Origin of the sequence: Micromonospora sp. CV4 (genome assembly GCF_003667455.1) — a bacterium.
GTDB lineage: Bacteria > Actinomycetota > Actinomycetes > Mycobacteriales > Micromonosporaceae > Micromonospora.
Genome location: NZ_RCVI01000178.1, coordinates 1 through 20,503, shown reverse-complemented (window position 1 = coordinate 20,503; position 20,503 = coordinate 1). Strand labels below are relative to the sequence as shown.

The window sequence follows — 20,503 nt, the reverse complement described above, 5'->3', positions numbered from 1 at the left end:
GGACCGCGCGCCGACATGGCGCGCCAGGATGCGGCAGCGCTATTCGTCTGCTTTGCACCTGGGCTCTATGTCTCGCTTGGTGGACCATGCTGGCCGTCAGCGATTTCCTGCATCCCAGGTACGGTGAATTCTGGGCTGTCCTGAGAAGAGATCGCTGTCGAGACCAGGCTCGCCGCGACCGGTTGCACAGGTTGGACGTCCTCAGGGGAACGAAGCCGTGGTGGCGCCGGCATCCAGGGTTTGAGGTTCTGGATGACCTGTTCGTAGAAGTCGTCAACGGCGTTCAGGACCGAGTCGATGAACGCTCCCCGACCACTGCCACGTTTGGTGCCGGCGGTCGTGCTCCGGGCGATCCGGAAGGCGCGCAACTCCCGCCCGGGGTCGCCGATCAGGATCGCAGGATCCTCCCGAACCGCCCGGAGCAGGTCGGCAGTGCCGCCGCGGGCATGCATGGCGAAGGCCTCGATGCGGGTGGTGTCCGGCGCGTCCTTCAGTTGTCGTACCAGCCAGTTGATTCTCGTAGTCGACTTTCCGGTGCGTGGTGCGTCGATGTCCACGTGGCAGGTGACCTGGCCTGCGCGTAGGTCAGCGGTAATGTGCAGCGGCCCGATCGAACCGGGGATCTTGATCCCCCCGGTCAGCGTCCCGGTCGAGGTCAGTTGGCCGACGAGGGACTGTGTTCGTGAGGCCGGGTCGGCGAGGTCGCGGCGGCTCAGGGCGGGGGTCACCTCGGTGCCGAGCCGCCTGCCCAGGCGCAGACATGCATAGCGCAGTAAGGCATCGAACCGCCCGGCTATGGCGTGGGCACTGCCGTCGGTGGCTCGTAGCGTGCCAGCAGCTACCGCTTCCCGGACCGGCACCCACGCCGGCCCCATGTCACTGAACTCCATCGCGCCCGAGCGCGGATGCTCCAGGTACCGGATCAGCTCGCCGAGAATCCACGCCTGGTCTGGGTCGGCTACCCCGCGGTACTCCTTCTGAATGACCGCCTGCGTGAGGATCTCGGTCCACGGGAGGTGGAACAAGGTGACCTTCTTGAGCTTCCGCCTGTCGATCACTGTCGGGTGCTGGCCCGCCATCGCAGCGATCTCGTTCGAGATGGTGATGAGGGCGTCGAAGCCATGTTCTCGTGCAACATCGAGGTATGCCTCAAGCTGCTCGGTCTGCAACTGGTTGCTACCCGTTTTGACTTCCACCAGGGCCGTCCACTGACGTTGACCGCGGCTCACGCGGATGAGGCCGTCGGGAAACAGCTGCTGGTTACCGAGCTTGAAGGGAACCTCGATGAACGTCTGCACGGTTCCGGCCGGTGCTCCGACGGACTGAGTCAGTACACGCCCAAACTCCCGCACTGCGCTCATGACCGCTAGGACAGCCGATGTTGCCCGGCGTTCCTGTTCCTCCGCTCCGTTAATGCCGGACGTGGGAATCAGGCGGGCGGAGAGCCAGGTTTCCTCTGACATCCAGAACTCCTTGTAGCGGTAGTTCTACGAGAAGTTACCGGTCTTCTGTTCGGAAACAGGGTCCTTGCAGGGGCACAACCGATCAGGAAGAGTTGGCTGACCGTCACGTCGAGCCAACCTTGCAGCCCTGGGATTTCAATGGCCGGCTGGTCGGGGCTCCCTAAACCAGCTAGAGAGTCGTCTGCGGGCAAGTTCTGTCGCGCAGACGACTGCGTCTTCGTCAGCCATGTGTCATTGACGTCGTCTGGTTGTCTACACCAGCCGACCGCGCCGGGACGTCCGATGGCCGCCGCTGTCGCGTTCCGGATAGCAGGGGTCGCGGCGGCCGGGCGGGACCGTTTCAATGACAGGCATGTGGGGGACCAGCGGCACAGCGGCGGCGAAGGCACTCATCCTGACGTCGATCCCCGTCGGCGCCGTCGGTTTCCTCGTCACCGGCTGGTGGGCGATCGTCCCGATCGTCGCCAACCTCGTCCTGCTCGCCAGCGGCGGGGTTCTGTGGTGGTGGGAGGCCCGGCGGAGGCGGCGCTGGTCGCAGTTACACCGAGTTGGCGTACCCGATGCCGTCGACGATCCCGGTGGCTACGGCGGCGTCGTCAACGACCTGGAGGATTCCGAGTCGCTGGTGTTGGCCTCGCGGCGGGTCCGCAGGCATCAGCTGACGTTGTCGACGACCAGCCGGCTCCGCCAGTACGGAATGCGGCGGTCGGTCACGGACGAGCCGGCCCGGGGCGCCAACGACCTGACGATGGTGGCGAACACCCTGACCGAGATCCAGGGCGTGCTCCAGTCGGCGCAGCGGCACGCCCGCCGGGAGCAGCTGTGGTGGTTGGTCGCGGGGCTGGCGGCGTCGGTCCCGATCGGCGTGGCCATCAACCTCGCCACCGGATAGGTAACATGCTGCCGGATGATCACCGAACATGTTCGAGACGCGGCGGTGACGGCGTTCGTCTTCGGCTTCTTCGCCTCCAGCTGGTTCGGCTGGGCGCAGGAGGCGCCCCCGAAGCGGTGGCGGTCGGTGCTGATCGCCGGTTCGGTTCTCTCGCTGCTCACGGCTGCCGCCGGGGCTCTCCTCGGCTGGCGTCACTGGTCGGACGGCACGGTCTTCGACGACGACACCGGCCGTACCTTCGGCATCGTCGTCGGCATCGAATTTGGCGTTGCCGCCCTCGGCGTCGGGTTGCTGGCCCTGCTACGGCGCCGTGAGCTGAGCGCCCCCTGGGTCGCCCTCGTCGTGGGCCTGCATCTCTTCCCGGTCGCGGCGCTGCTCGACTACCCGCTGATCCATGTCGTCGCCGCGCTGGTCACCGTGGTGGCCGTCGCGGCGGTCCCGGTCGCCCGGGCCCGCGCGATGACGGTGAGTGCCGTGGTCGGGCTCGGCACCGGCGTGGTGCTCCTGGTCGGCGGATTGTCCTCGCTGCTCATCGCCCTTCTCGCCTACTGAGACCCGAGGCCTACTCCGGGACCCGAGGCCTACTCCGGGACGCGGCGGTAGGCGCCGTCGCTGGCCGAGGTGGCCATCGAGGCGTACGCCCGCAGCGCCGCCGACACCGGCCGCTGCCGGTCGGTCGGGGTGTACGGCTTGTCGCGCTTCTCCTCGGCCACCCGTCGCGCCTCCAGTTCGTCGGACGGCACGTTCAGCTCGATGGACCGGCCCGGGATGTCGATGACGATCTCGTCACCCTCGCGGACCAGGGCGATCAGCCCGCCGGAGGCCGCCTCGGGGGAGACGTGCCCGATGGAGAGGCCGGAGGTGCCGCCGGAGAAGCGGCCGTCGGTGAGCAGCGCGCAGGAACGGCCCAGCCCGCGGCCCTTGAGGAACGAGGTCGGGTAGAGCATCTCCTGCATGCCGGGGCCGCCCTTGGGCCCCTCGTACCGGATCACCACCACGTCCCCGGCGACCACCTGCTTGGCCAGGATCGCCGTAACCGCGTCGTCCTGGGACTCGTAGACCTTCGCCGGGCCGCGGAAGGTCAGGCAGTCGTCCGGAACGCCGGCGGTCTTCACCACGCAGCCCTCCGGTGCCAGGTTGCCGTGCAGGATGGCCAGCCCGCCGTCGGCGGAGTACGCGTGCTCGCGGTCCCGGATGCAGCCGCCGGCCGCGTCGGTGTCCAGCGACGACCAGCGGTTGGTGGTGGAGAACGGCTCGGTGGTGCGCACCCCGCCCGGCGCGGCGTGGAACAGCTCGACCGCCGTCGGCGTCGGCGATCCGCCGCGCACGTCCCAGTCGGTCAGCCACTGCGCCAGCGAGGGTGAGTGCACGGCGTGCACGTCCCGGTTGAGCTGCCCGGCCCGGTCCAGTTCGCCGAGGATCGCCGGGATGCCGCCGGCCCGGTGCACGTCCTCCATGTGGTAATTCGGTGAGTTCGGCGCGACCTTGGCCAGGCAGGGCACCCGCCGGGAGATCGCGTCGATGTCGGCGACGCCGAAGTCCAGCTCCGCCTCGCGGGCGGCGGCGAGCAGGTGCAGCACCGTGTTGGTGGAGCCGCCCATCGCCACGTCCAGGGCGACCGCGTTCTCGAACGCCGCCTTGGAGGCGACCGTGCGGGGTAGCACCGAGTCGTCGTCGCCGTCGTACCAGCGCTTGGCGATTTCCACGACGGTGCGGCCGGCCTCGACGAAGAGCGACCGGCGCGCGGCGTGGGTGGCGAGCGTCGAGCCGTTGCCGGGCAGCGCCAGCCCGATCGCCTCGGTGAGGCAGTTCATCGAGTTGGCGGTGAACATGCCGGAGCAGGAGCCGCAGGTGGGGCAGGCGGAGCGCTCGATCTCGCCGAGCTGCTCGTCGGTGACCGCCTCGTTGGAGGAGGCGATCATCGCGTCGATAAGGTCGATCTTGCTGTGCACGACGCCTTCGATCGCCATCGTCTTGCCGGCCTCCATCGGGCCACCGGAGACGAAGACGGTCGGGATGTTGAGCCGCAGCGCGGCCAGCAGCATGCCGGGGGTGATCTTGTCGCAGTTGGAGATGCAGACCAGGGCGTCCGCGCAGTGCGCGTTGACCATGTACTCGACCGCGTCGGCGATCAGCTCGCGGCTGGGCAGCGAGTAGAGCATGCCGCCGTGGCCCATCGCGATGCCGTCGTCGACCGCGATGGTGTTGAACTCCCGCCCCACCCCGCCGGCCTCGGCCACCGCGTCGGCGACGAGGCCGCCCATGTCCTTGAGGTGTACGTGACCCGGCACGAACTGGGTGAAACTGTTGGCGATGGCGACGATCGGCTTGCCGAAATCGTCGTCGGTCATCCCGGTGGCCCGCCAGAGGGCCCGGGCGCCGGCCATCGTCCGACCGTGTGTGGAGGTCCTCGACCGCAGCTCAGGCATGCGTACCAGCATGACACCGCCGGCGCGTCGGCTGTCCGCAGCGGGCGCCGTGTCCCAACAGATGCACACCAGGTCCCCACGGCGAGCGCGCATCCGGCACTCTTGAGTGCGTGCACTTCCCCCCGGGCATGGTCGCTGTGGCGGCGCTGAGTGGGCTCGTCGCCGCTGCCGCCGCCGCACTGCTGACCGTGGTCGCCCGGCGGCGCACCGGGCCCCGTCGGCCGGCGCACGTGCTGCTCGTGGCCGCTGCCGGTGCCGCCCTGCTCAGCCTCCTGGTCGGGGTGGGGACGACGCTCGCCATCGGCGAGCACTGGGCGCACGAGCAGGGGCAGCGCACCGGGTGGGCCACCGCGGTGGCGATCGGCACGGCGGTGAGCGGGCTGGCCTTCGCCGCCGGCCTGCTCCGGCTGCCCGGTCTGGCCGCGACGGCGGCGGGGACCGCCCGGCTCGCCCTGGACGGGTTGATCATGGCCGCGGCGCTGTGGTTCGTCGGCTGGGTGCTCTTCTCCGAGCCGACCCGGCTGCTCGGCGCAGCCACCCCGATGGCCTGCCCGGCGATCCTGCTGGCCACGGTGAGCGCCGCGCTCAGCGCCGGGCTCTGCGTGATCGTCGTCTTCCGGGCCGCCGCCCCCCGTCGGCGGCTGGCCGCACTCGGCGCCGGCATCAGCGCGGTGACCTGCGGCGGGCTGGGTCTCGCCGCCGGGCTCTGCCAGGCCGGCCCGAGCATGGCGCTGACCGGCGCGGCGGTGCTCGCCGCCGGTCTGCTGACCGTCGCGCTCGCGGTGCACCGCGCCGACCGGCCGGGGCAGGTCGACCTGGACCTGATCGGTCGCGACGGCGAGTACGCGATCGCCCCGATGCTGGCGATGGCCGCCTCGGCGATGTACCACCTCCTCCAGGACGGCCGGTTCACCGCGGCGGGCATCGTCGCCGGCAGCGTGGAGGGCTTCGCCCTGGTGGCCCGGCAGTACCTGACCCTCAAGGACGTCCGCAACTACGCCGACCGGCTGGCCGAGCGGGAGGCGCACTTCCGCGAGCTGGCGCACACCGACCCGCTGACCGCGTTGGCCAACCGGCGCGGGCTGCTGCGCGCGCTGCACGACAGCGCGGCGGCGGGCGCCCCGTGTGTGCTGCTCGGTCTGGACCTGGACGGCTTCAAGAACGTCAACGACATGCGCGGCCACGACGTGGGCGACGCCGTGCTGGCCGAGGTGGGTCGGCGGCTGCGCGGCAACCTGCGTCCCGGCGACGTGGCGGCCCGGCTCGGCGGCGACGAGTTCGCCGTGCTCATGGCGGGGCGGCCCGCCGACGCGGATCGGGTCGCCGAGCGGCTGCTCGGAGTGCTCAACCGGCCGTACGACCAGCCGGAAGGGCCCGTCTTCCTGTCGGTGAGCATCGGGGTGGCCGGGTGGGCCGGCGAGCCGGACGTGGAGTTGCTGCTGCGCCACGCCGACCTTGCGCTGCGCTACGCCAAGCAGCGCGGCAAGAACCGGATCGAGCGCTACGACGCCACGTACGACCAGCTGCTGCGCCGGCGCACCACGCTGGAGCACGAGCTGCGCGGCGCCATCGACCGCGACGAGCTGCGGCTGGCCTTCCAGCCGGTGGCCTCGCTGCCGTCGGTGCGGCCGGTCGGCGCCGAGGCGCTGCTCCGCTGGCACCACCCCGAGCTGGGTAACGTCCGCCCGGACGAGTTCATCCCGCTGGCCGAGGAGTGCGGCATGATCGCCACCCTCGGCGCCTGGGTGCTGCACCAGGCCTGCTACCAGCTCTCCCGCTGGCTGGCCGACGGGCACGACGTCTGGGTCTCGGTGAACGTCTCCCCGCGCGAGCTGCACGCCCCGGAGTACGTGGTCCAGGTCGCCGAGGCGCTGCGCGCCCACCACGTGCCGCCGCAGCGGCTGGTGCTGGAGGTCACCGAGCACGCGGTCGCCACCGACCTGGACGAGCTGATCCGGCGGCTGACCGCGCTGCGGCTGACCGGCGTACGGATCGCGCTGGACGATTTCGGCGCCGGCTACTCGTCACTGGGGCAACTGCGCCGGCTGCCGATCGACATCCTGAAGATCGACCACAGCCTGGTAGCCGAGCACGAGCCGGTCCGCCCGGTCGGCGCGGACGGTCCGGCGTTCGCGCCGATGGTCGACATCGTCATGCGACTGGGCCACCAGCTGGGGCTGGAGGTGATCGCCGAGGGGGTCACCACCCCCACCGAGCTGGCCGCGGTGGTGGCTGCCGGTTGCCGGTTCGGCCAGGGCGCGCTCTTCGGCTGGGGCGTGCCGGCCGAGCACCTGGAGGCGATGTTGGAGGCGGCCACCTCGCCGGGCGCGCGTCCCGCCCCGCTGCCCACGCCACGCCGGGTTCCGGGCGGGTCCGGGCAGGTCATCCCGGTGGCCGAGGGCGCGTCGCCGCCCGACGCGCCGCGCTCCGTTAACCAACATGTGGGATCAGTTGACTCATCGCGTGAGATGCGTCAGGCTTAGCCGCATGTCGTCGTACCGGTCGCTGCGAGTACTTACCTGAGCGCACTCTCCCTCATCGAGAGTGCGCTGGCCCCGTGCATCTGCACGAGGGCCGTTTTTATTGCCATCGGAACCTGTCGGGGCGGGCCCCGCCCGCGTCGCTTCGCTTGACAAGCCCCAGCCATTCCAGCCGAAGGCCAGAACCGCCATGACGAGACCCACGCCAGAGACCCTCGCCCACACCGCCCGGCGCGCCCGTGCGACCACCGAGCCGGCCGGCGACGTCGACTCCACCGCCGCGCGCGGCGCTGCCACCCCGGCCGTTCCGGCGGTACGGACACCCGCTCCGGCGCAGGTCTCCGGCGCCGGTTCGCTCGTGCGGTCCCTGGAGGCGCTCGGCGTCGACGTCGTCTTCGGCATCCCGGGCGGGGCGATCCTGCCGGCGTACGACCCGCTCTACGACTCCACCGTCCGGCACATCCTGGTCCGCCACGAGCAGGGCGCGGGTCACGCCGCGACCGGATACGCGCAGGCCACCGGCAAGGTGGGCGTCTGCATCGCCACCTCCGGCCCGGGCGCGACCAACCTGGTCACCCCGATCGCCGACGCGTACATGGACTCGGTGGCGATGGTGGCGATCACCGGCCAGGTGGCCCGCCCGTCGATCGGCACCGACGCCTTCCAGGAGGCGGACATCCAGGGCATCACCCTGCCGATCACCAAGCACAACTTCCTCGTGCAGACGCCCGAGGAGATCCCGCGGGTGCTGGCCGAGGCGTTCCACCTGGCCAGCACCGGCCGGCCCGGCCCGGTGCTGGTCGACATCCCCAAGGACGTGCTCCAGGCGTCGACCACCTTCGCCTGGCCGCCCACCCTGGACCTGCCCGGTTACCGGCCCACGCTGCACCCGCACGGCAAGCAGATCCGGGAGGCGGCCCGGCTGATGGCCGGCGCCCGCCGGCCGGTGCTCTACGTGGGTGGCGGGGTGCTCAAGGCCGGAGCCACCGAGGGGCTGCGCCGGCTGGCCGAGCTGACCGGCATCCCGGTGGTCACCACGCTGATGGCGCTCGGCGCGTTCCCCGACTCGCACCCGCAGCACCTGGGGATGCCCGGCATGCACGGCACCGTCGCCGCGGTCTACGGCCTGCAGAAGGCGGATCTGATCGTCGCGCTGGGCGCCCGGTTCGACGACCGGGTCACCGGCAAGCTGGACTCGTTCGCCCCGGACGCGACGGTCGTGCACGCCGACATCGACCCCGCGGAGATCGGCAAGAACCGGCACGCGGACGTGCCCATCGTCGGCGACGCCCAGCACGTCATCGACGAGCTGATCGCGGCGGTGACCGTCGAGCGGTCGGCCGGGCACGGCAGCGACCTGGGTGACTGGTGGACCCAGCTCGACGACCTGCGCAACCGCTACCCGCTGGGCTACGACGAGCCGGCCGACGGCACGCTCTCTCCGCAGTACGTGATCAAGCGGCTGGGCGAGATCGCCGGCCCGGAGGCGATCTACGTGGCCGGGGTGGGCCAGCACCAGATGTGGGCGTCGCAGTTCATCTCCTACGAGAAGCCGCACACCTGGTTGAACTCCGGCGGGCTCGGCACGATGGGCTACGCGGTGCCGGCGGCGATGGGCGCCAAGGTCGGCAAGCCGGACACGGTGGTCTGGGCGGTGGACGGTGACGGCTGCTTCCAGATGACGAACCAGGAGCTGGCCACCTGCGCGCTGGAGGGCATCCCGGTCAAGATCGCCGTGATCAACAACGGCAACCTCGGCATGGTGCGCCAGTGGCAGACGCTGTTCTACAACGAGCGCTACTCCAACACCGACCTCGGCACCCACAAGCACCGCATCCCCGACTTCGTGAAGCTCGCCGAGGCGCTCGGCTGCGTCGGGCTGCGCTGCGAGAACGCCGATGACGTGGACAAGACCATCGCCGCCGCCATGGAGATCAACGACGCTCCGGTGGTGATCGACTTCGTGGTCGGCAAGGACGCCATGGTCTGGCCGATGGTCGCCGCCGGCACCAGCAATGACGAGATCATGTTCGCCCGCGGCGTCCGCCCGGCCTTCGACGAGGATGACATCTAATGACCATGCACACCCTGTCCGTGCTGGTGGAGAACAAGCCCGGCGTGCTCGCCCGGGTCTCCGGCCTGTTCTCCCGGCGTGGCTTCAACATCGACAGCCTCGCCGTGGGTGAGACCGAGAACCCGGACGTCTCCCGGATCACCATCGTGGTCAACGCGGAGTCGTCCCCGCTGGAGCAGGTCACCAAGCAGCTCAACAAGCTCGTGAACGTACTCAAGATCGTCGAGCTGGATCCGCAGGTCTCGGTTGCCCGGGAGTTGCTGCTGGTGAAGGTCCGCGCCGACCGGTCCGCGCGGACGCAGGTCCTGGAGACGGTCAACCTGTTCCGCGCCCGGGTGGTCGACGTGGCACCGGACACGCTGACCATCGAGGCCACCGGCACCCCGGACAAGCTCGACGCGCTGCTGCGCGACCTCGAGCCCTTCGGCATCAAGGAAATGGTCCAGTCCGGGCTGGTGGCGATCGGGCGCGGCTCGCGTTCGATCACCGCCGGTCCCGCGCTGCGGGCCGCCTGACCCATCCGCACAGACCACGACGGGCCGCCCGGGCCGTCGTACGAAAGGGAAGTCTCATGAGCGTTGAGGTGTACTACGACGACGATGCCGACCTCGGCCTGATCCAGGCCAAGAAGGTCGCGGTGATCGGGTACGGCAGCCAGGGCCACGCCCACGCGCTGTCGCTGCGCGACTCCGGCGTCGACGTGGTGATCGGTCTGCCGGAGGGCTCGAAGAGCCGTCCCAAGGCCGAGGAGCAGGGCCTGCGGGTCGTCACGCCGGCGCAGGCCGCCGCCGAGGCCGATGTGATCATGGTGCTCGCGCCGGACACCGCCCAGCGCGCCCTGTACACCGAGTCGATCGCCCCGCACCTCGCCCCGGGCAAGGCGATCTTCTTCGGCCACGGCTTCAACATCCGGTACGGGCTGATCAAGCCGCCGGCCGAGGTGGACGTGGCGATGGTCGCCCCGAAGGGCCCCGGCCACCTGGTCCGCCGCCAGTACGCCGACGGCAAGGGCGTGCCCTGTCTGGTCGCCGTCGAGCAGGACGCCAGTGGCAACGCGCTGGCGCTCGCCCTCGCGTACGCCAAGGGGATCGGCGGCACCCGGGCCGGCGCGATCCGGACCACCTTCACCGAGGAGACCGAGACCGACCTCTTCGGCGAGCAGGCGGTGCTCTGCGGGGGCGCGGCGGCGCTGGTGCAGACCGGTTTCGAGGTGCTCACCGAGGCGGGCTACGCCCCCGAGGTGGCCTACTTCGAGTGCCTGCACGAGCTGAAGCTGATCGTCGACCTGATGTACGAGGGCGGCATCGCGAAGATGCGGTACAGCATCTCCGACACCGCCGAGTACGGCGACCTCTCGCGTGGCCCACGGATCATCGACTCCCGGGTCAAGGACGAGATGCGCAAGATTCTCGGGGAGATCCAGTCCGGCGAGTTCGCCCGTGAGTGGGTTGCCGAGGACGAGGCGGGCCGGCCCAACTTCACCAAGTGGCAGTCCGAGGGTGCGGCGCACCCGATCGAGGAGACCGGCCGGAAGCTGCGCGGCATGATGAGCTGGGTCGACCGTCCGATCACCGAGACGGCCTGACGTCGACGCGGGATCGTCCGGCCGTCCCAGACGAGGCCGGACGATCCCGCACGTCCATCTCGTCACTTGCTGGGGCCGGGTGACCAACGCCTCGGCCAGCTTTCGCCGATGCGGCGGAGATCGACGTGGGTCAGCCGCGTGACCAGACCAGCGCCGGTGACATGTCTGTTGAGCTGATACCTGTGAGTCATAGATATGACTCACAGGTATCACCCTCAAGAGTGTGCGACCCGCCGGGCCCGGCAGCAGGTGGGGCCAGGTAGCGGGTGGGCCGCCGGCGACGCGACGCCGCCGGACCAGTGGCTCGCAGCGGCGCCCCCAGAGCGCCCTTGCCTTCGCACGCCTCTGGCCTGGGCAACGATGACGGTCGGGTGAACGGGTGATGTCCATCGTCCGGCCCGGCGTGTGAGGGCCCTCACCCCGAAGACCGGAACATGCCGACCAGCAGGGCCCCTACGATCGCGGGTAGGTGCGCAGCCGGCACCTGACGGCCACGGCACGGATCAGCGCAGGCGCAGTGCGGCGCCCTGCCGCCCGCGCCGATCGCAAACACGACCTCTACGAGGACCGATGAATCCTGTCGTACTGATCGCCGAAGAACTCGCCCCCGCCGCCATCGAGGTGCTCGCCCACGACTTCGACGTCCGTCACGTCGACGGCACCGACCGTCCGGCCCTGCTCTCGGCGCTCTCCGAGGCCGACGCCGTCATCGTGCGCAGCGCGACCCAGATCGACGCCGAGGCGGTCGCCGCCGCGCCGCGACTCAAGGTGGTCGCCCGGGCGGGCGTCGGGCTGGACAACGTCGAGGTGCCGGCCGCCACCGCGCGGGGCGTCATGGTCGTCAACGCGCCCACCTCGAACATCGTCTCCGCCGCGGAGCAGGCCGTCGCGCTGCTCCTCGCCGTGGCCCGCAACACCGCGAGCGCCAGTTCCGCGCTCAAGGCGGGGGAGTGGAAGCGGTCGAAGTACACCGGCGTCGAGGTGCAGGGCAAGACCGTCGGCGTGGTCGGGCTCGGCCGGATCGGGGTGCTCTTCGCGCAGCGCATCGCCGCGTTCGGCACCCGGTTGATCGCGTACGACCCGTACATCCAGCCGGCCCGGGCGGCGCAGCTCGGCGTGCGCCTGGTCGGGCTGGAGGAGCTGCTGCGGGAGAGCGACTTCATCTCGATCCACCTGCCGAAGACCCCCGAGACGGTGGGCCTGATCGGTGAGAAGGAGCTGGCGATCGTCAAGCCGGGCGTGCGCATCGTCAACGCCGCCCGTGGTGGTCTGGTCGACGAGCAGGCGCTCGCGGACGCCATCGCCGAGGGTCGCGTCGCGGGCGCCGGCGTCGACGTCTACTCCAAGGAGCCCTGCACCTCCTCGCCGCTGTTCGCCTTCGACAACGTGGTGGCCACCCCGCACCTGGGCGCCTCCACGCACGAGGCGCAGGACAAGGCCGGCCTGGCGGTGGCCCGGAGCGTGAAGCTGGCGTTGCAGGGCGAGTTCGTCCCGGACGCGGTCAACGTGCAGGCCGGTGGCGTGGTCGCCGAGGACGTGCGGCCGCTGCTCCCGCTGGCCGAGAAGCTCGGCCGCGCGTTCACCGCGGTCGCCGGCGGGGTCGCCGCCAGCGTCACGGTCGAGGTCCGCGGCGAGATCGTCACCCACGACGTGTCGGTGCTCAAGCTCGCGGCCACCAAGGGCCTGTTCAGCTCGGTCGTCGAGGAGCAGGTCACCTACGTCAACGCCCCGCACCTGGCCGCCGAGCGCGGCGTCGAGGTCACCCTGGCCAATCTGGCCGAGACGGCGGAGCAGCCCACCCTGGTCACGGTGCGTGGCGCGCTGCCGGACGGGCGGACGGTGAGCGTCTCCGGCACGGTCACCCACTCCGGCGCCCGGGAGGTTCTCAAGCTGACCGAGGTGGACGGCTTCGATGTGGAGATCGGCGCGGAGGGCATCCTGCTCTTCCTGCGCTACGCGGACCGGCCCGGTGTCGTCGGCACCGTCGGCACCCTGCTCGGCGGTGCGGGCATCAACATCGCCGCCATGCAGGTGGCCCGGCGCGAGGCGGGTGGCGAGACGCTGATGACGCTCACCGTCGACCAGGCGCTCGGCGCGGACCTGCTCACCTCGGCGGCCGACTCGATCGGCGCGACGGCGGCCAGCGCGGCGGACCTGCGCGACGAGTAGTCACGGCAGCACCACGAGGGGCCCGGCGACCGCTGGGCCCCTCGTCGCACCCGGGGTCGGGTGTCCAGCCGCCCGACGGGTCAGCCGGGCAGCCGGGCCGGGGGCGGATAGACCGAGCCGTCCTGCGGGTCGAAGAGCATCAGCCCGTGCTCGCCGGCCAGCCGCTCGATGTCCAGCAGCACCTGGTCCGCGCAGGTCGGGTGCAGGTTCAGCTCGACATGGTCGTGGGCGGCGTGCAGCGGCGCCACCGCCCACGGGCTGTCCGGGCCGGGGTGCCGGTCCGGGTAGGAGGCGGTGATCGCCCGGTAGAAGGACACCACTCGGGGGTCCGGGTAACGGTCCACGTGCCGCCCCTGCCGGCAACCCTCGACCGCGGCCCGCACGTCCTCGGGCGTCGCCCCGTCCTCCAGGGCCCACACGCTCAGATCGAAACTCACGGCGGACAGCGTGCCATCCGTCGTTCACCATGTCGAAACTGCCTCGCCGCAGGCCAATCACTGATCTGCCACGCTCCGGTCGCGACGGTCCGGTGTGGAGACTCTTGCGTCGAGTTGCGTCGATTCGCTAGCGTACCGACTGCGGTCACTGGCCGAGTTCGCGGCGTCGGCCCGTCTTCGGGTGGCGCGGTCGACGTCCCGGCCCGACCGGTCCGCACCCCTCGATTGTGCGAGCCACGCGCACTCGTCGCTGACCGGCCCCCACGGCCGTTGCCGAGGCTGTGGGGGCCGATCGCAGCCCGACCGGCCGACTGTGGGGCGACCGAGGTGCGAATCGGGCCGGAGCACCGCGGGGAGACGGGCTCGGTGTGGCGACGTTCCGTTCAGCGCCGGTGGGCGAAGAGCGCGCGGTAGTCGGAGCCGCCGCGGAACCAGGCCAGGCCGGTGGGGCCGGCGGCGTAGAGGGCGGTGGCGTAGGCGTCGGCGACCGCCAGGTCGGGGCCGACGACCGTGGCGGCGACGAGCTGGTTGGCCGGCTCACCGGTGTGCGGGTCCACCACGTGCCCCTGTCGTCCGGTCACGCCGGAGGTGCCGACGGCGCCGGCGGTCATCTCCAGCACCAGCGGGGCGCGTTCGGGTGCGGTCGGGTGGTGCACCGCCACCCGCCACGGCCCGCCGTGCGGCGCGCGGCCGCGGACCACCAGGTCGGCGCCGGTGAGCACGGCGTAGTCGTGGATGCCCGCGGCGCGCAGGCGGGCCGCCGCGCGCTCCACCGCCCAGCCGCCGAGCAGGCCGCCCGGGTCGAAGCCGCCGGGCACCGCCCAGGCGTCGAACCACCCGTCGGTGGCGGCGCGCATCGCCGTGCAGCGGTCCACCAGGTCGGCCAGCGGGGGGTACGACTCGGGACTGATCTCGCCCCGGCGCAGCCTGGAGACCAGGCTCTCCGGCCGGTTCGGGCCGTAGGTGAGGTCGATGGCGCGCAGCTCCGCGACGCTGTCCCGCAGTGCCTCGCCGACGCCCCGGCGGCCGAGCCACTCGGGGGCGTTGAGCAGCATGGTGTATTCGGCGGTCGGGGTGCGCACGGTGTGTTGCACCGCGATCCGGCCCTGACTGGCGCCCGCCGGGTCGATTCGATGCCGCCGGCTGCCGAGCCGGAGGTCCGGCCGGCGGTTCCGGAACGCTGACGGGTCCGGCCAGCGGGTCCGCGGCTGCTCGTCGATGCGCATGGCACCTGCCCCCTCGCAGTTGGAGTCGCGTCGTCGGCGATCCCCGGTCGCGGGCCCCCGTGACCCGCTGACCCCCACCGTAGGCAGCGGAGATGACCGCCACATGAGTCCCGCCTGAGAGGGTGCTGTGTAATAAGGCTTTCCCATATCGTGGAAGCGGCGTACCGGGAGTCGGGACAGCGACGTACCGTTGCGGCGACGGTGCAGTCGAACGAAGGAGTGCGGGCGTGGCGCGGATCGCGGTGGTGGCCGGGGACGGCATCGGGCCCGAGGTGGTCGCGCAGGCCCGCAAGGTCCTCGACGCCGTGCTGCCCGGCGTGCAGGCCACCGAGTACGACCTCGGCGCGGCCCGCTGGCACCGTACCGGAGAGGTGCTGCCCGACTCGGTGCTGGCGGAGCTGGCCGGCCACGACGCGATCCTGCTGGGGGCGGTCGGTGACCCGACGGTCCCGCCGGGGGTGCTGGAGCGGGGGCTGCTGCTCAAGCTCCGGTTCGCCTTCGACCAGTACGTCAACCTGCGCCCGTCCCGGCTCTGGCCCGGGGTCGCCGGCCCGTTGGGCAACGTGAAGCCGGGCGAGGTCGACCTCGTGGTGGTGCGTGAGGGCACCGAGGGGCTCTACGCCGGCGCGGGCGGCTCGCTGCACCGCGACACGCCCGCCGAGGTCGCCACCGAAGAGAGCCTGAACACGCGGCACGGCGTGGAGCGGGTGATCCGCGACGCGTTCGCCCGGGCCAGCCGCCGGGAGCGGCGCAAGGTGACCCTGGTGCACAAGACCAACGTGCTCACCCACGCCGGGTCGCTCTGGTCGCGGGCCTTCGACGCGGTCGCCGCCGAGCACCCGGACGTCGCCACCGAGTACCAGCACGTCGACGCGGCCGCGATGTTCCTGGTCACCCAGCCGCAGCGCTACGACGTGGTGGTCACCGACAACCTGTTCGGCGACATCCTCACCGACATCGCCGCCGCGGTCACCGGTGGGATCGGGTTGGCCGCCAGCGGCTGCATCAACCCCGAGGGGGCGTACCCCTCCATGTTCGAGCCGGTGCACGGCTCGGCACCGGACATCGCCGGGCAGGGCGTCGCCGACCCGGTCGCCGCGGTGCTCTCCGCCGCGCTGCTGCTGGAGCAGCTCGGGCACGCCGAGGCCGCGGCCCGGGTCAACGCGGCGGTCGCCGCCGAGCTGGCCGGCCGTACGCCGGGCGTGACGCTGCGTACCGCGGAGGTCGGCGACCGGCTCGCCGCCCACGCCGTAGCCTGACCCGCCCCGGGCCTGCGCGTCCGGTCCGGCGAGCAGCCATCCGGGGCCGTCCATGTCCCGAGCGGCGCTACCCGCTGAACGACCGTTCGGGGTAAGTTTTTGGCACAGCCATGTCGGTGTGCGATCCCGCATGCCGTTGTCCCGCAGGGAGGTCAGCGCGATGAGCGGTGGTGACAAGCTCGACTTCGAGATCCGTCCGAATCCCGCGCCGGTATCCGCCACCGACCGGGCCGCCCTGCTGGTCAACCCCGGGTTCGGCCGGGTCTTCACCGACCACATGGTCACCGTCCGGTACGCCGACGGCAAGGGCTGGTACGACGCCCGGGTGGAGGCGCGCGGGCCGATCCCGATGGACCCGGCCAGCGCGGTGCTGCACTACGCGCAGGAGATCTTCGAGGGGCTGAAGGCGTACCGGACCGCCGACGGCGGCGTGACCATGTTCCGGCCGGACGCCAACGCCGCCCGGTTCGCCGCCTCGGCGCAGCGGATGGCGATGCCGACGCTGCCGCCCGAGGTCTTCATCGACTCGCTGCACAAGCTCATCGAGGTCGACCGGGAGTGGATCCCGACCGGCGAGGACGGCAGCCTCTACCTGCGCCCGTTCATGTTCGCCAGCGAGGTCTTCCTCGGCGTCCGTCCGGCCAACGAATACCTCTACATGGTGATCGCCTCGCCGGTCGGCGCGTACTTCAGCGGCGGGGTCAAGCCGGTCACCGTCTGGGTCTCACCGGACTACACGCGCGCCGCGCCCGGCGGCACCGGCGCCGCGAAGTGCGGCGGCAACTACGCCGCGTCGCTGGCGGCCCAGGCCGAGGCCATCGAGGCCGGCTGCGACCAGGTGGTCTTCCTGGACGCGGTGGAGCGCCGCTTCGTCGACGAGCTGGGCGGCATGAACGTCTTCTTCGTCTACGACGACGACACGGTGGTCACCCCGCCGCTGACCGGCACGATCCTGCCGGGCATCACCCGGGACGCGGTTCTCACGCTGGCCGGCGCGGCCGGGCAGCGGGTCGAGGAGCGGCCGGTCACCTTCGCCGACTGGCAGGCCGACGCGGCCAGTGGCCGGCTCCGCGAGGTCTTCGCCTGCGGCACCGCCGCGGTGATCACCCCGATCGGCGGGGTCCGCTTCCCCGACGGCGAGTTCCTGATCGGCGGGGGCGAGCCGGGGCGGGTCACCATGGCGTTGCGCCAGCAGTTGGTCGACATCCAGCGTGGCAAGGCCGACGACCCGCAGGGTTGGGTGCGCCGGGTCCTCTGACGCCCGCCGCGCGCCGGCCGGTCCAGCGGACCGGCCGGCGCGGTCGGTGCCGGGCCGCGTCGCCGCGGTGGCTAGTCGAGCAGGTGGTCGCGGAGGGCGGCGAGCTGCGCGTCGGTCACCCCGGCGTGGCGGAGGTACCCCTCGACCGAGCCGTGCCCCTCGCGCAGTTCGGCGAGGAACAGCTCCATCGCTTCGGCGGGCGAGGCCAGGAACGGCGCCGGCACGTGGTCCAGCCCGCCCGGGGTGGTCTCGGCCAGCCAGGCGCCGAACCGGGCCGACGCCTCGGTGCTGAGCGCGTAGTCCGCGACGATGTCCGCGTCGTCGACGCCGAGCACGACGAGGGTCAGCGCGCAGACGATGCCGGTGCGGTCCTTGCCGGCGACGCAGTGCACCACCACCGGGGCGTTGGCGGAGTCCGCGATCAGCCCGACCGCCTCGGCCAGCCCGGCCGTGCCGGTCTGCGCGAGGTCGGCGTAGCGGTCCGCGAGGTAGCGGGCCAGGCTCGAACCCTCCTCGTGCGGCTGCTCGGCCCAGTCCGCGTGCTCCGGGTGGATGTGCCGATAGGTCAGCCCCTGGTACGCCGGCACCCGGCCGTCGCGGGCCACCTCGGCCGGGCGGCGCAGGTCGATGACGGTGCGGACGCCGATCGCGGCGAACGCGTCCCGGTCCTGCTCGTCGAGGCGGTGCAGCGAGTCGGAGCGGTACAGCCGGCCCCGGCGCACGGTGCGGCCGTCGTGGCCGGTGTAGCCACCGACGTCGCGGAAGTTGAAGGTCGCGGGCAGCGGGATGTGTCGGTCGTCCTCGATGGCGTCCACGCTGACACGGTAACGGCCGGTGGCACGAAGCCCCACCGGCCGTCGGCTCCGATCGGCTACCGCCCGGTGCCGGGCGGAAGCGCGCCGTACGTCTCGTCGTAGTAGCCGCCCAACTGGTTCCGGTAGGTCGGGTCGCTGTGGCTGGTCTCGTCGTACTCCGGGGCGGCCTTGATCTGGTCGCGGGTCCGGTCCACGGAGACGGTGCGCTGGTCGTGGTTGACCTGGTTGACCGTGCCGGCCGGCAGCATCACCTTCTTGCCGAAGATCCACGGACCGGTGTCCACCACCAGGTAGCTGCCGTCCACCTCGTGGCTGGCACTGTCGATCTTGCCGATTCCACCGTCGGTGGCCTCGACCGTGTAGCCGACCAGGTCGGCGTCGGCCACCCCGGCCTGGTCCCGGTAGCGCCAGGGGTCGAAGGCGCCGGCCGGGGCGCCACCGGGCACGGTGCCCTGGTCGCCTCCGCGCAGCGGCTCCGGCGCGGCGTGCGTCGCGTGCGGGTCGATCCTGTCCATGCCGTTCACTCCTGACTGTCGCCGATGCTCACGGCGTAGGTGAGTGCGTCCCCGCAGGAGCTACCCGGCCACCGGGGGCCGGAAACGGCGACCACGAGCGGCGGGTTGCGACCGGGATTGGACGAGGGCGGGAGTCTCGCGACGCTGCGTCACCGTCCCGGCATGTGGATTGTTCCTCCCAAAACTGGGGAAGGGTGGCAGAGTAGCGATCGTGACCAGCACCGCCCTGATTATTGCGACCTAGCGCGCCGGCCCTCCCTCCGCCGAGCGCGCAGACCTCCCGCATCCGCGGGGGGTCTTTTTGTTGCTCCGAGAAAGGATCCTCATGACGTTCCAGGTCTACGACACGACGTTGCGCGACGGCGCCCAGCGCGAGGGGCTCACCTACTCGGTGGTCGACAAGCTGGCGGTGGCCCGGCTGCTCGACGAGTTCGGCGTCGGCTTCATCGAGGGCGGCTGGCCGGGCGCGGTGCCCAAGGACACCGAGTTCTTCCGCCGGGCACGCACCGAACTGGACCTGCGGCACGGCGTGCTGGTCGCGTTCGGCGCCACCCGCAGGGCCGGTGTGGCGGTCGCCGACGACCCTCAGGTGCGCGGCCTGCTGGACGCGCAGACCCCGGCGGTGGCGCTGGTCGCGAAGGCCGACACCCGGCACGTCGAGCGTGCGCTGCGCACCACCGGCGCGGAGAACCTGGCGATGATCCACGACACCGTCAGCCACCTCGTCGGCGAGGGCCGCCGGGTCTTCGTCGACGGCGAACACTTCTTCGACGGCTACCGGCACGACCCGGCGTACGGCGCGGCCGTGGTGCAGACCGCGCTGGCCGCCGGCGCGGAACGCATGGTGCTCTGCGACACCAACGGCGGGATGCTGCCATCCCAGGTGACCGCCGTGATCGCCGACCTGACCGACCGGCTCGGGATCGACGCGGGGCTGCTCGGCATGCACGCGCAGAACGACACCGCCTGCGCGGTGGCCAACACGATCGCCGCGGTCGAGGCGGGCGTCCGCCACGTGCAGGGCACCGCCAACGGGTACGGCGAACGCCCCGGCAACGCCGACCTCTTCGCGGTCGTCGCGAACCTCGAACTCAAGCTGGGCATGCCCGTCCTACCGGAGGGCTGCCTCGCGCAGATGGTGCGGGTCGCGCACGCCATCGCCGAGATCGCCAACATCGCCCCCGACACCCACCAGGCCTACGTCGGGGCCGCCGCCTTCGCCCACAAGGCGGGGCTGCACGCGAGTGCGATCAAGGTCGACCCGTTGCTCTACAACCACGTCGACCCGTCAGTGGTGGGCAACGACATGCGGATCCTGGTGACCGAGATGGCCGGCCGGGCCAGCGTCGAGCTCAAGAGTCGTGAGCTCGGCCTGGACCTGGCCGGCCGGCCGGAGGCGCTGACCCGGGTCACCAACCGGGTCAAGGAGCTGGAGGCCGGCGGCTGGTCCTTCGAGGCCGCGGACGCCTCCTTCGAGCTGCTGGTCCGATCCGAGTTGCCCGAGGGCGGCCCGGCGCGGCCGTTCACCCTGGAGTCGTACCGGGTGCTGGTGGAGCACCGCGAGGACGGCGCGGTGGTCTCCGAGGCGACCGTCAAGATCCGGGTACGGGGTGAGCGGGTGATCGCCACCGCCGAGGGCAACGGCCCCGTCAACGCCCTGGACGAGGCGCTGCGGGTGGGGCTGGCCCGGCACTACCCGCAGCTGCGCGATTTCGAGCTGGCTGACTACAAGGTGCGCATCCTGGAGGGCAGCCACGGCACCGGCGCGGTCACCCGGGTGCTGCTGGAGACCGCCGACGGTGGCGGCCGCGACTGGACCACCGTGGGCGTGCACCCCAACGTGGTCGAGGCCAGCTGGCACGCCCTCGTCGACGCCCTCACCTACGGCCTGGCCCCCGCCC

At 71.7% G+C, this 20,503-nt stretch carries 16 protein-coding genes; 10 read left to right on the top strand and 6 right to left on the bottom strand.

All coding sequences use genetic code 11. The annotated features are described in order from the left end of the window. Nucleotides 1–65 precede the first annotated feature (65 nt). Entirely contained in the window at nt 66–1,463 is a 1,398-nt protein-coding gene (locus EAD98_RS04700) for a stress response protein (RefSeq protein ID WP_121652842.1), read from the bottom strand. Nucleotides 1,464–1,815: 352 nt separating this feature from the next. Here EAD98_RS04700 and EAD98_RS04695 point away from each other — a divergent pair, with 352 nt between their 5' ends. Both EAD98_RS04695 and EAD98_RS04690 read left to right on the top strand, forming a co-directional pair. Beyond that, complete coding sequence (locus EAD98_RS04695) at nt 1,816–2,355, top strand: hypothetical protein (protein ID WP_121652841.1); 540 nt, start codon at nt 1,816–1,818, stop codon at nt 2,353–2,355. 15 nt (nt 2,356–2,370) lie between these two features. Next, complete coding sequence (locus EAD98_RS04690) at nt 2,371–2,907, top strand: hypothetical protein (protein ID WP_121652840.1); 537 nt, start codon at nt 2,371–2,373, stop codon at nt 2,905–2,907. A 29-nt stretch (nt 2,908–2,936) separates the two neighbouring features. Here the strand turns inward: EAD98_RS04690 and ilvD are convergent, their stop codons facing one another. After that, the gene (gene ilvD, locus EAD98_RS04685) at nt 2,937–4,784 is read right to left on the bottom strand and encodes a dihydroxy-acid dehydratase (RefSeq protein ID WP_121652847.1); all 1,848 of its coding nucleotides are present in this window, start codon (nt 4,782–4,784) and stop codon (nt 2,937–2,939) included. Nucleotides 4,785–4,894: 110 nt separating this feature from the next. Between ilvD and EAD98_RS04680 the strand changes: the two genes are divergently transcribed. From EAD98_RS04680 to serA, 5 genes are all read left to right on the top strand, one after another. Then, nucleotides 4,895–7,267, top strand: a complete 2,373-nt coding sequence (locus EAD98_RS04680; protein ID WP_121652839.1) for a bifunctional diguanylate cyclase/phosphodiesterase — start codon at nt 4,895–4,897, stop codon at nt 7,265–7,267. 187 nt (nt 7,268–7,454) lie between these two features. Then, the gene (locus EAD98_RS04675) at nt 7,455–9,338 is read left to right on the top strand and encodes an acetolactate synthase large subunit (RefSeq protein WP_121652838.1); all 1,884 of its coding nucleotides are present in this window, start codon (nt 7,455–7,457) and stop codon (nt 9,336–9,338) included. Further along, complete coding sequence (gene ilvN, locus EAD98_RS04670) at nt 9,338–9,853, top strand: acetolactate synthase small subunit (RefSeq protein WP_089017348.1); 516 nt, start codon at nt 9,338–9,340, stop codon at nt 9,851–9,853. Before EAD98_RS04675 ends, ilvN begins: the two co-directional genes overlap by 1 nt. A 56-nt stretch (nt 9,854–9,909) precedes the next feature. Further along, on the top strand, nt 9,910–10,923 hold the full coding sequence (ilvC, locus tag EAD98_RS04665) for a ketol-acid reductoisomerase (RefSeq protein ID WP_121652837.1): 1,014 nt from the start codon (nt 9,910–9,912) through the stop codon (nt 10,921–10,923). 570 nt (nt 10,924–11,493) lie between these two features. After that, on the top strand, nt 11,494–13,092 hold the full coding sequence (serA, locus tag EAD98_RS04660; protein WP_121652836.1) for a phosphoglycerate dehydrogenase: 1,599 nt from the start codon (nt 11,494–11,496) through the stop codon (nt 13,090–13,092). Between the two features lie 80 nt (nt 13,093–13,172). Here the strand turns inward: serA and EAD98_RS04655 are convergent, their stop codons facing one another. Both EAD98_RS04655 and EAD98_RS04650 read right to left on the bottom strand, forming a co-directional pair. Next, nucleotides 13,173–13,529 carry a hypothetical protein gene (locus EAD98_RS04655; RefSeq protein ID WP_121652835.1) on the bottom strand — a complete coding sequence of 119 codons (357 nt, stop codon included), beginning with the start codon at nt 13,527–13,529 and terminating at the stop codon, nt 13,173–13,175. A gap of 383 nt (nt 13,530–13,912) precedes the next feature. Further along, nucleotides 13,913–14,755, bottom strand: coding sequence for an FAD:protein FMN transferase (locus EAD98_RS04650; protein ID WP_121652834.1), 843 nt, complete (start codon nt 14,753–14,755; stop codon nt 13,913–13,915). Between the two features lie 227 nt (nt 14,756–14,982). Here EAD98_RS04650 and EAD98_RS04645 point away from each other — a divergent pair, with 227 nt between their 5' ends. Continuing rightward, complete coding sequence (locus tag EAD98_RS04645) at nt 14,983–16,014, top strand: 3-isopropylmalate dehydrogenase (protein ID WP_121652833.1); 1,032 nt, start codon at nt 14,983–14,985, stop codon at nt 16,012–16,014. 160 nt (nt 16,015–16,174) lie between these two features. Beyond that, nucleotides 16,175–17,272 (top strand): branched-chain amino acid aminotransferase, encoded by a 1,098-nt coding sequence (locus EAD98_RS04640; RefSeq protein WP_121652832.1) that lies wholly within the window; start codon nt 16,175–16,177, stop codon nt 17,270–17,272. A gap of 71 nt (nt 17,273–17,343) precedes the next feature. Here EAD98_RS04640 and EAD98_RS04635 read toward each other — a convergent pair whose 3' ends face one another. Both EAD98_RS04635 and EAD98_RS04630 read right to left on the bottom strand, forming a co-directional pair. Next, nucleotides 17,344–18,087: a tyrosine-protein phosphatase gene (locus EAD98_RS04635; RefSeq protein ID WP_233583715.1), complete on the bottom strand. Its 744-nt coding sequence runs from the start codon at nt 18,085–18,087 to the stop codon at nt 17,344–17,346. A 56-nt stretch (nt 18,088–18,143) separates the two neighbouring features. Further along, nucleotides 18,144–18,602: a PRC-barrel domain containing protein gene (locus EAD98_RS04630; protein WP_121652830.1), complete on the bottom strand. Its 459-nt coding sequence runs from the start codon at nt 18,600–18,602 to the stop codon at nt 18,144–18,146. A 325-nt stretch (nt 18,603–18,927) separates the two neighbouring features. Here EAD98_RS04630 and cimA point away from each other — a divergent pair. Beyond that, nucleotides 18,928–20,503: citramalate synthase (gene cimA, locus EAD98_RS04625; protein ID WP_121652829.1), on the top strand; the 1,576-nt coding region annotated here is incomplete at its 3' end.

Bases quoted from the DNA above. Each gene is read 5' to 3' on its own strand.
- EAD98_RS04630 (WP_121652830.1), bottom strand. From the start codon at position 18,602: ATGGACAGGATCGACCCGCACGCGACGCACGCCGCGCCGGAGCCGCTG.
- EAD98_RS04690 (WP_121652840.1), top strand. From the start codon at position 2,371: ATGATCACCGAACATGTTCGAGACGCGGCGGTGACGGCGTTCGTCTTC.
- EAD98_RS04650 (WP_121652834.1), bottom strand. From the start codon at position 14,755: ATGCGCATCGACGAGCAGCCGCGGACCCGCTGGCCGGACCCGTCAGCG.
- ilvD (WP_121652847.1), bottom strand. From the start codon at position 4,784: ATGCCTGAGCTGCGGTCGAGGACCTCCACACACGGTCGGACGATGGCC.
- EAD98_RS04675 (WP_121652838.1), top strand. From the start codon at position 7,455: ATGACGAGACCCACGCCAGAGACCCTCGCCCACACCGCCCGGCGCGCC.
- EAD98_RS04700 (WP_121652842.1), bottom strand. From the start codon at position 1,463: ATGTCAGAGGAAACCTGGCTCTCCGCCCGCCTGATTCCCACGTCCGGC.
- serA (WP_121652836.1), top strand. From the start codon at position 11,494: ATGAATCCTGTCGTACTGATCGCCGAAGAACTCGCCCCCGCCGCCATC.
- EAD98_RS04695 (WP_121652841.1), top strand. From the start codon at position 1,816: ATGTGGGGGACCAGCGGCACAGCGGCGGCGAAGGCACTCATCCTGACG.
- EAD98_RS04640 (WP_121652832.1), top strand. From the start codon at position 16,175: ATGAGCGGTGGTGACAAGCTCGACTTCGAGATCCGTCCGAATCCCGCG.
- ilvC (WP_121652837.1), top strand. From the start codon at position 9,910: ATGAGCGTTGAGGTGTACTACGACGACGATGCCGACCTCGGCCTGATC.
- ilvN (WP_089017348.1), top strand. From the start codon at position 9,338: ATGACCATGCACACCCTGTCCGTGCTGGTGGAGAACAAGCCCGGCGTG.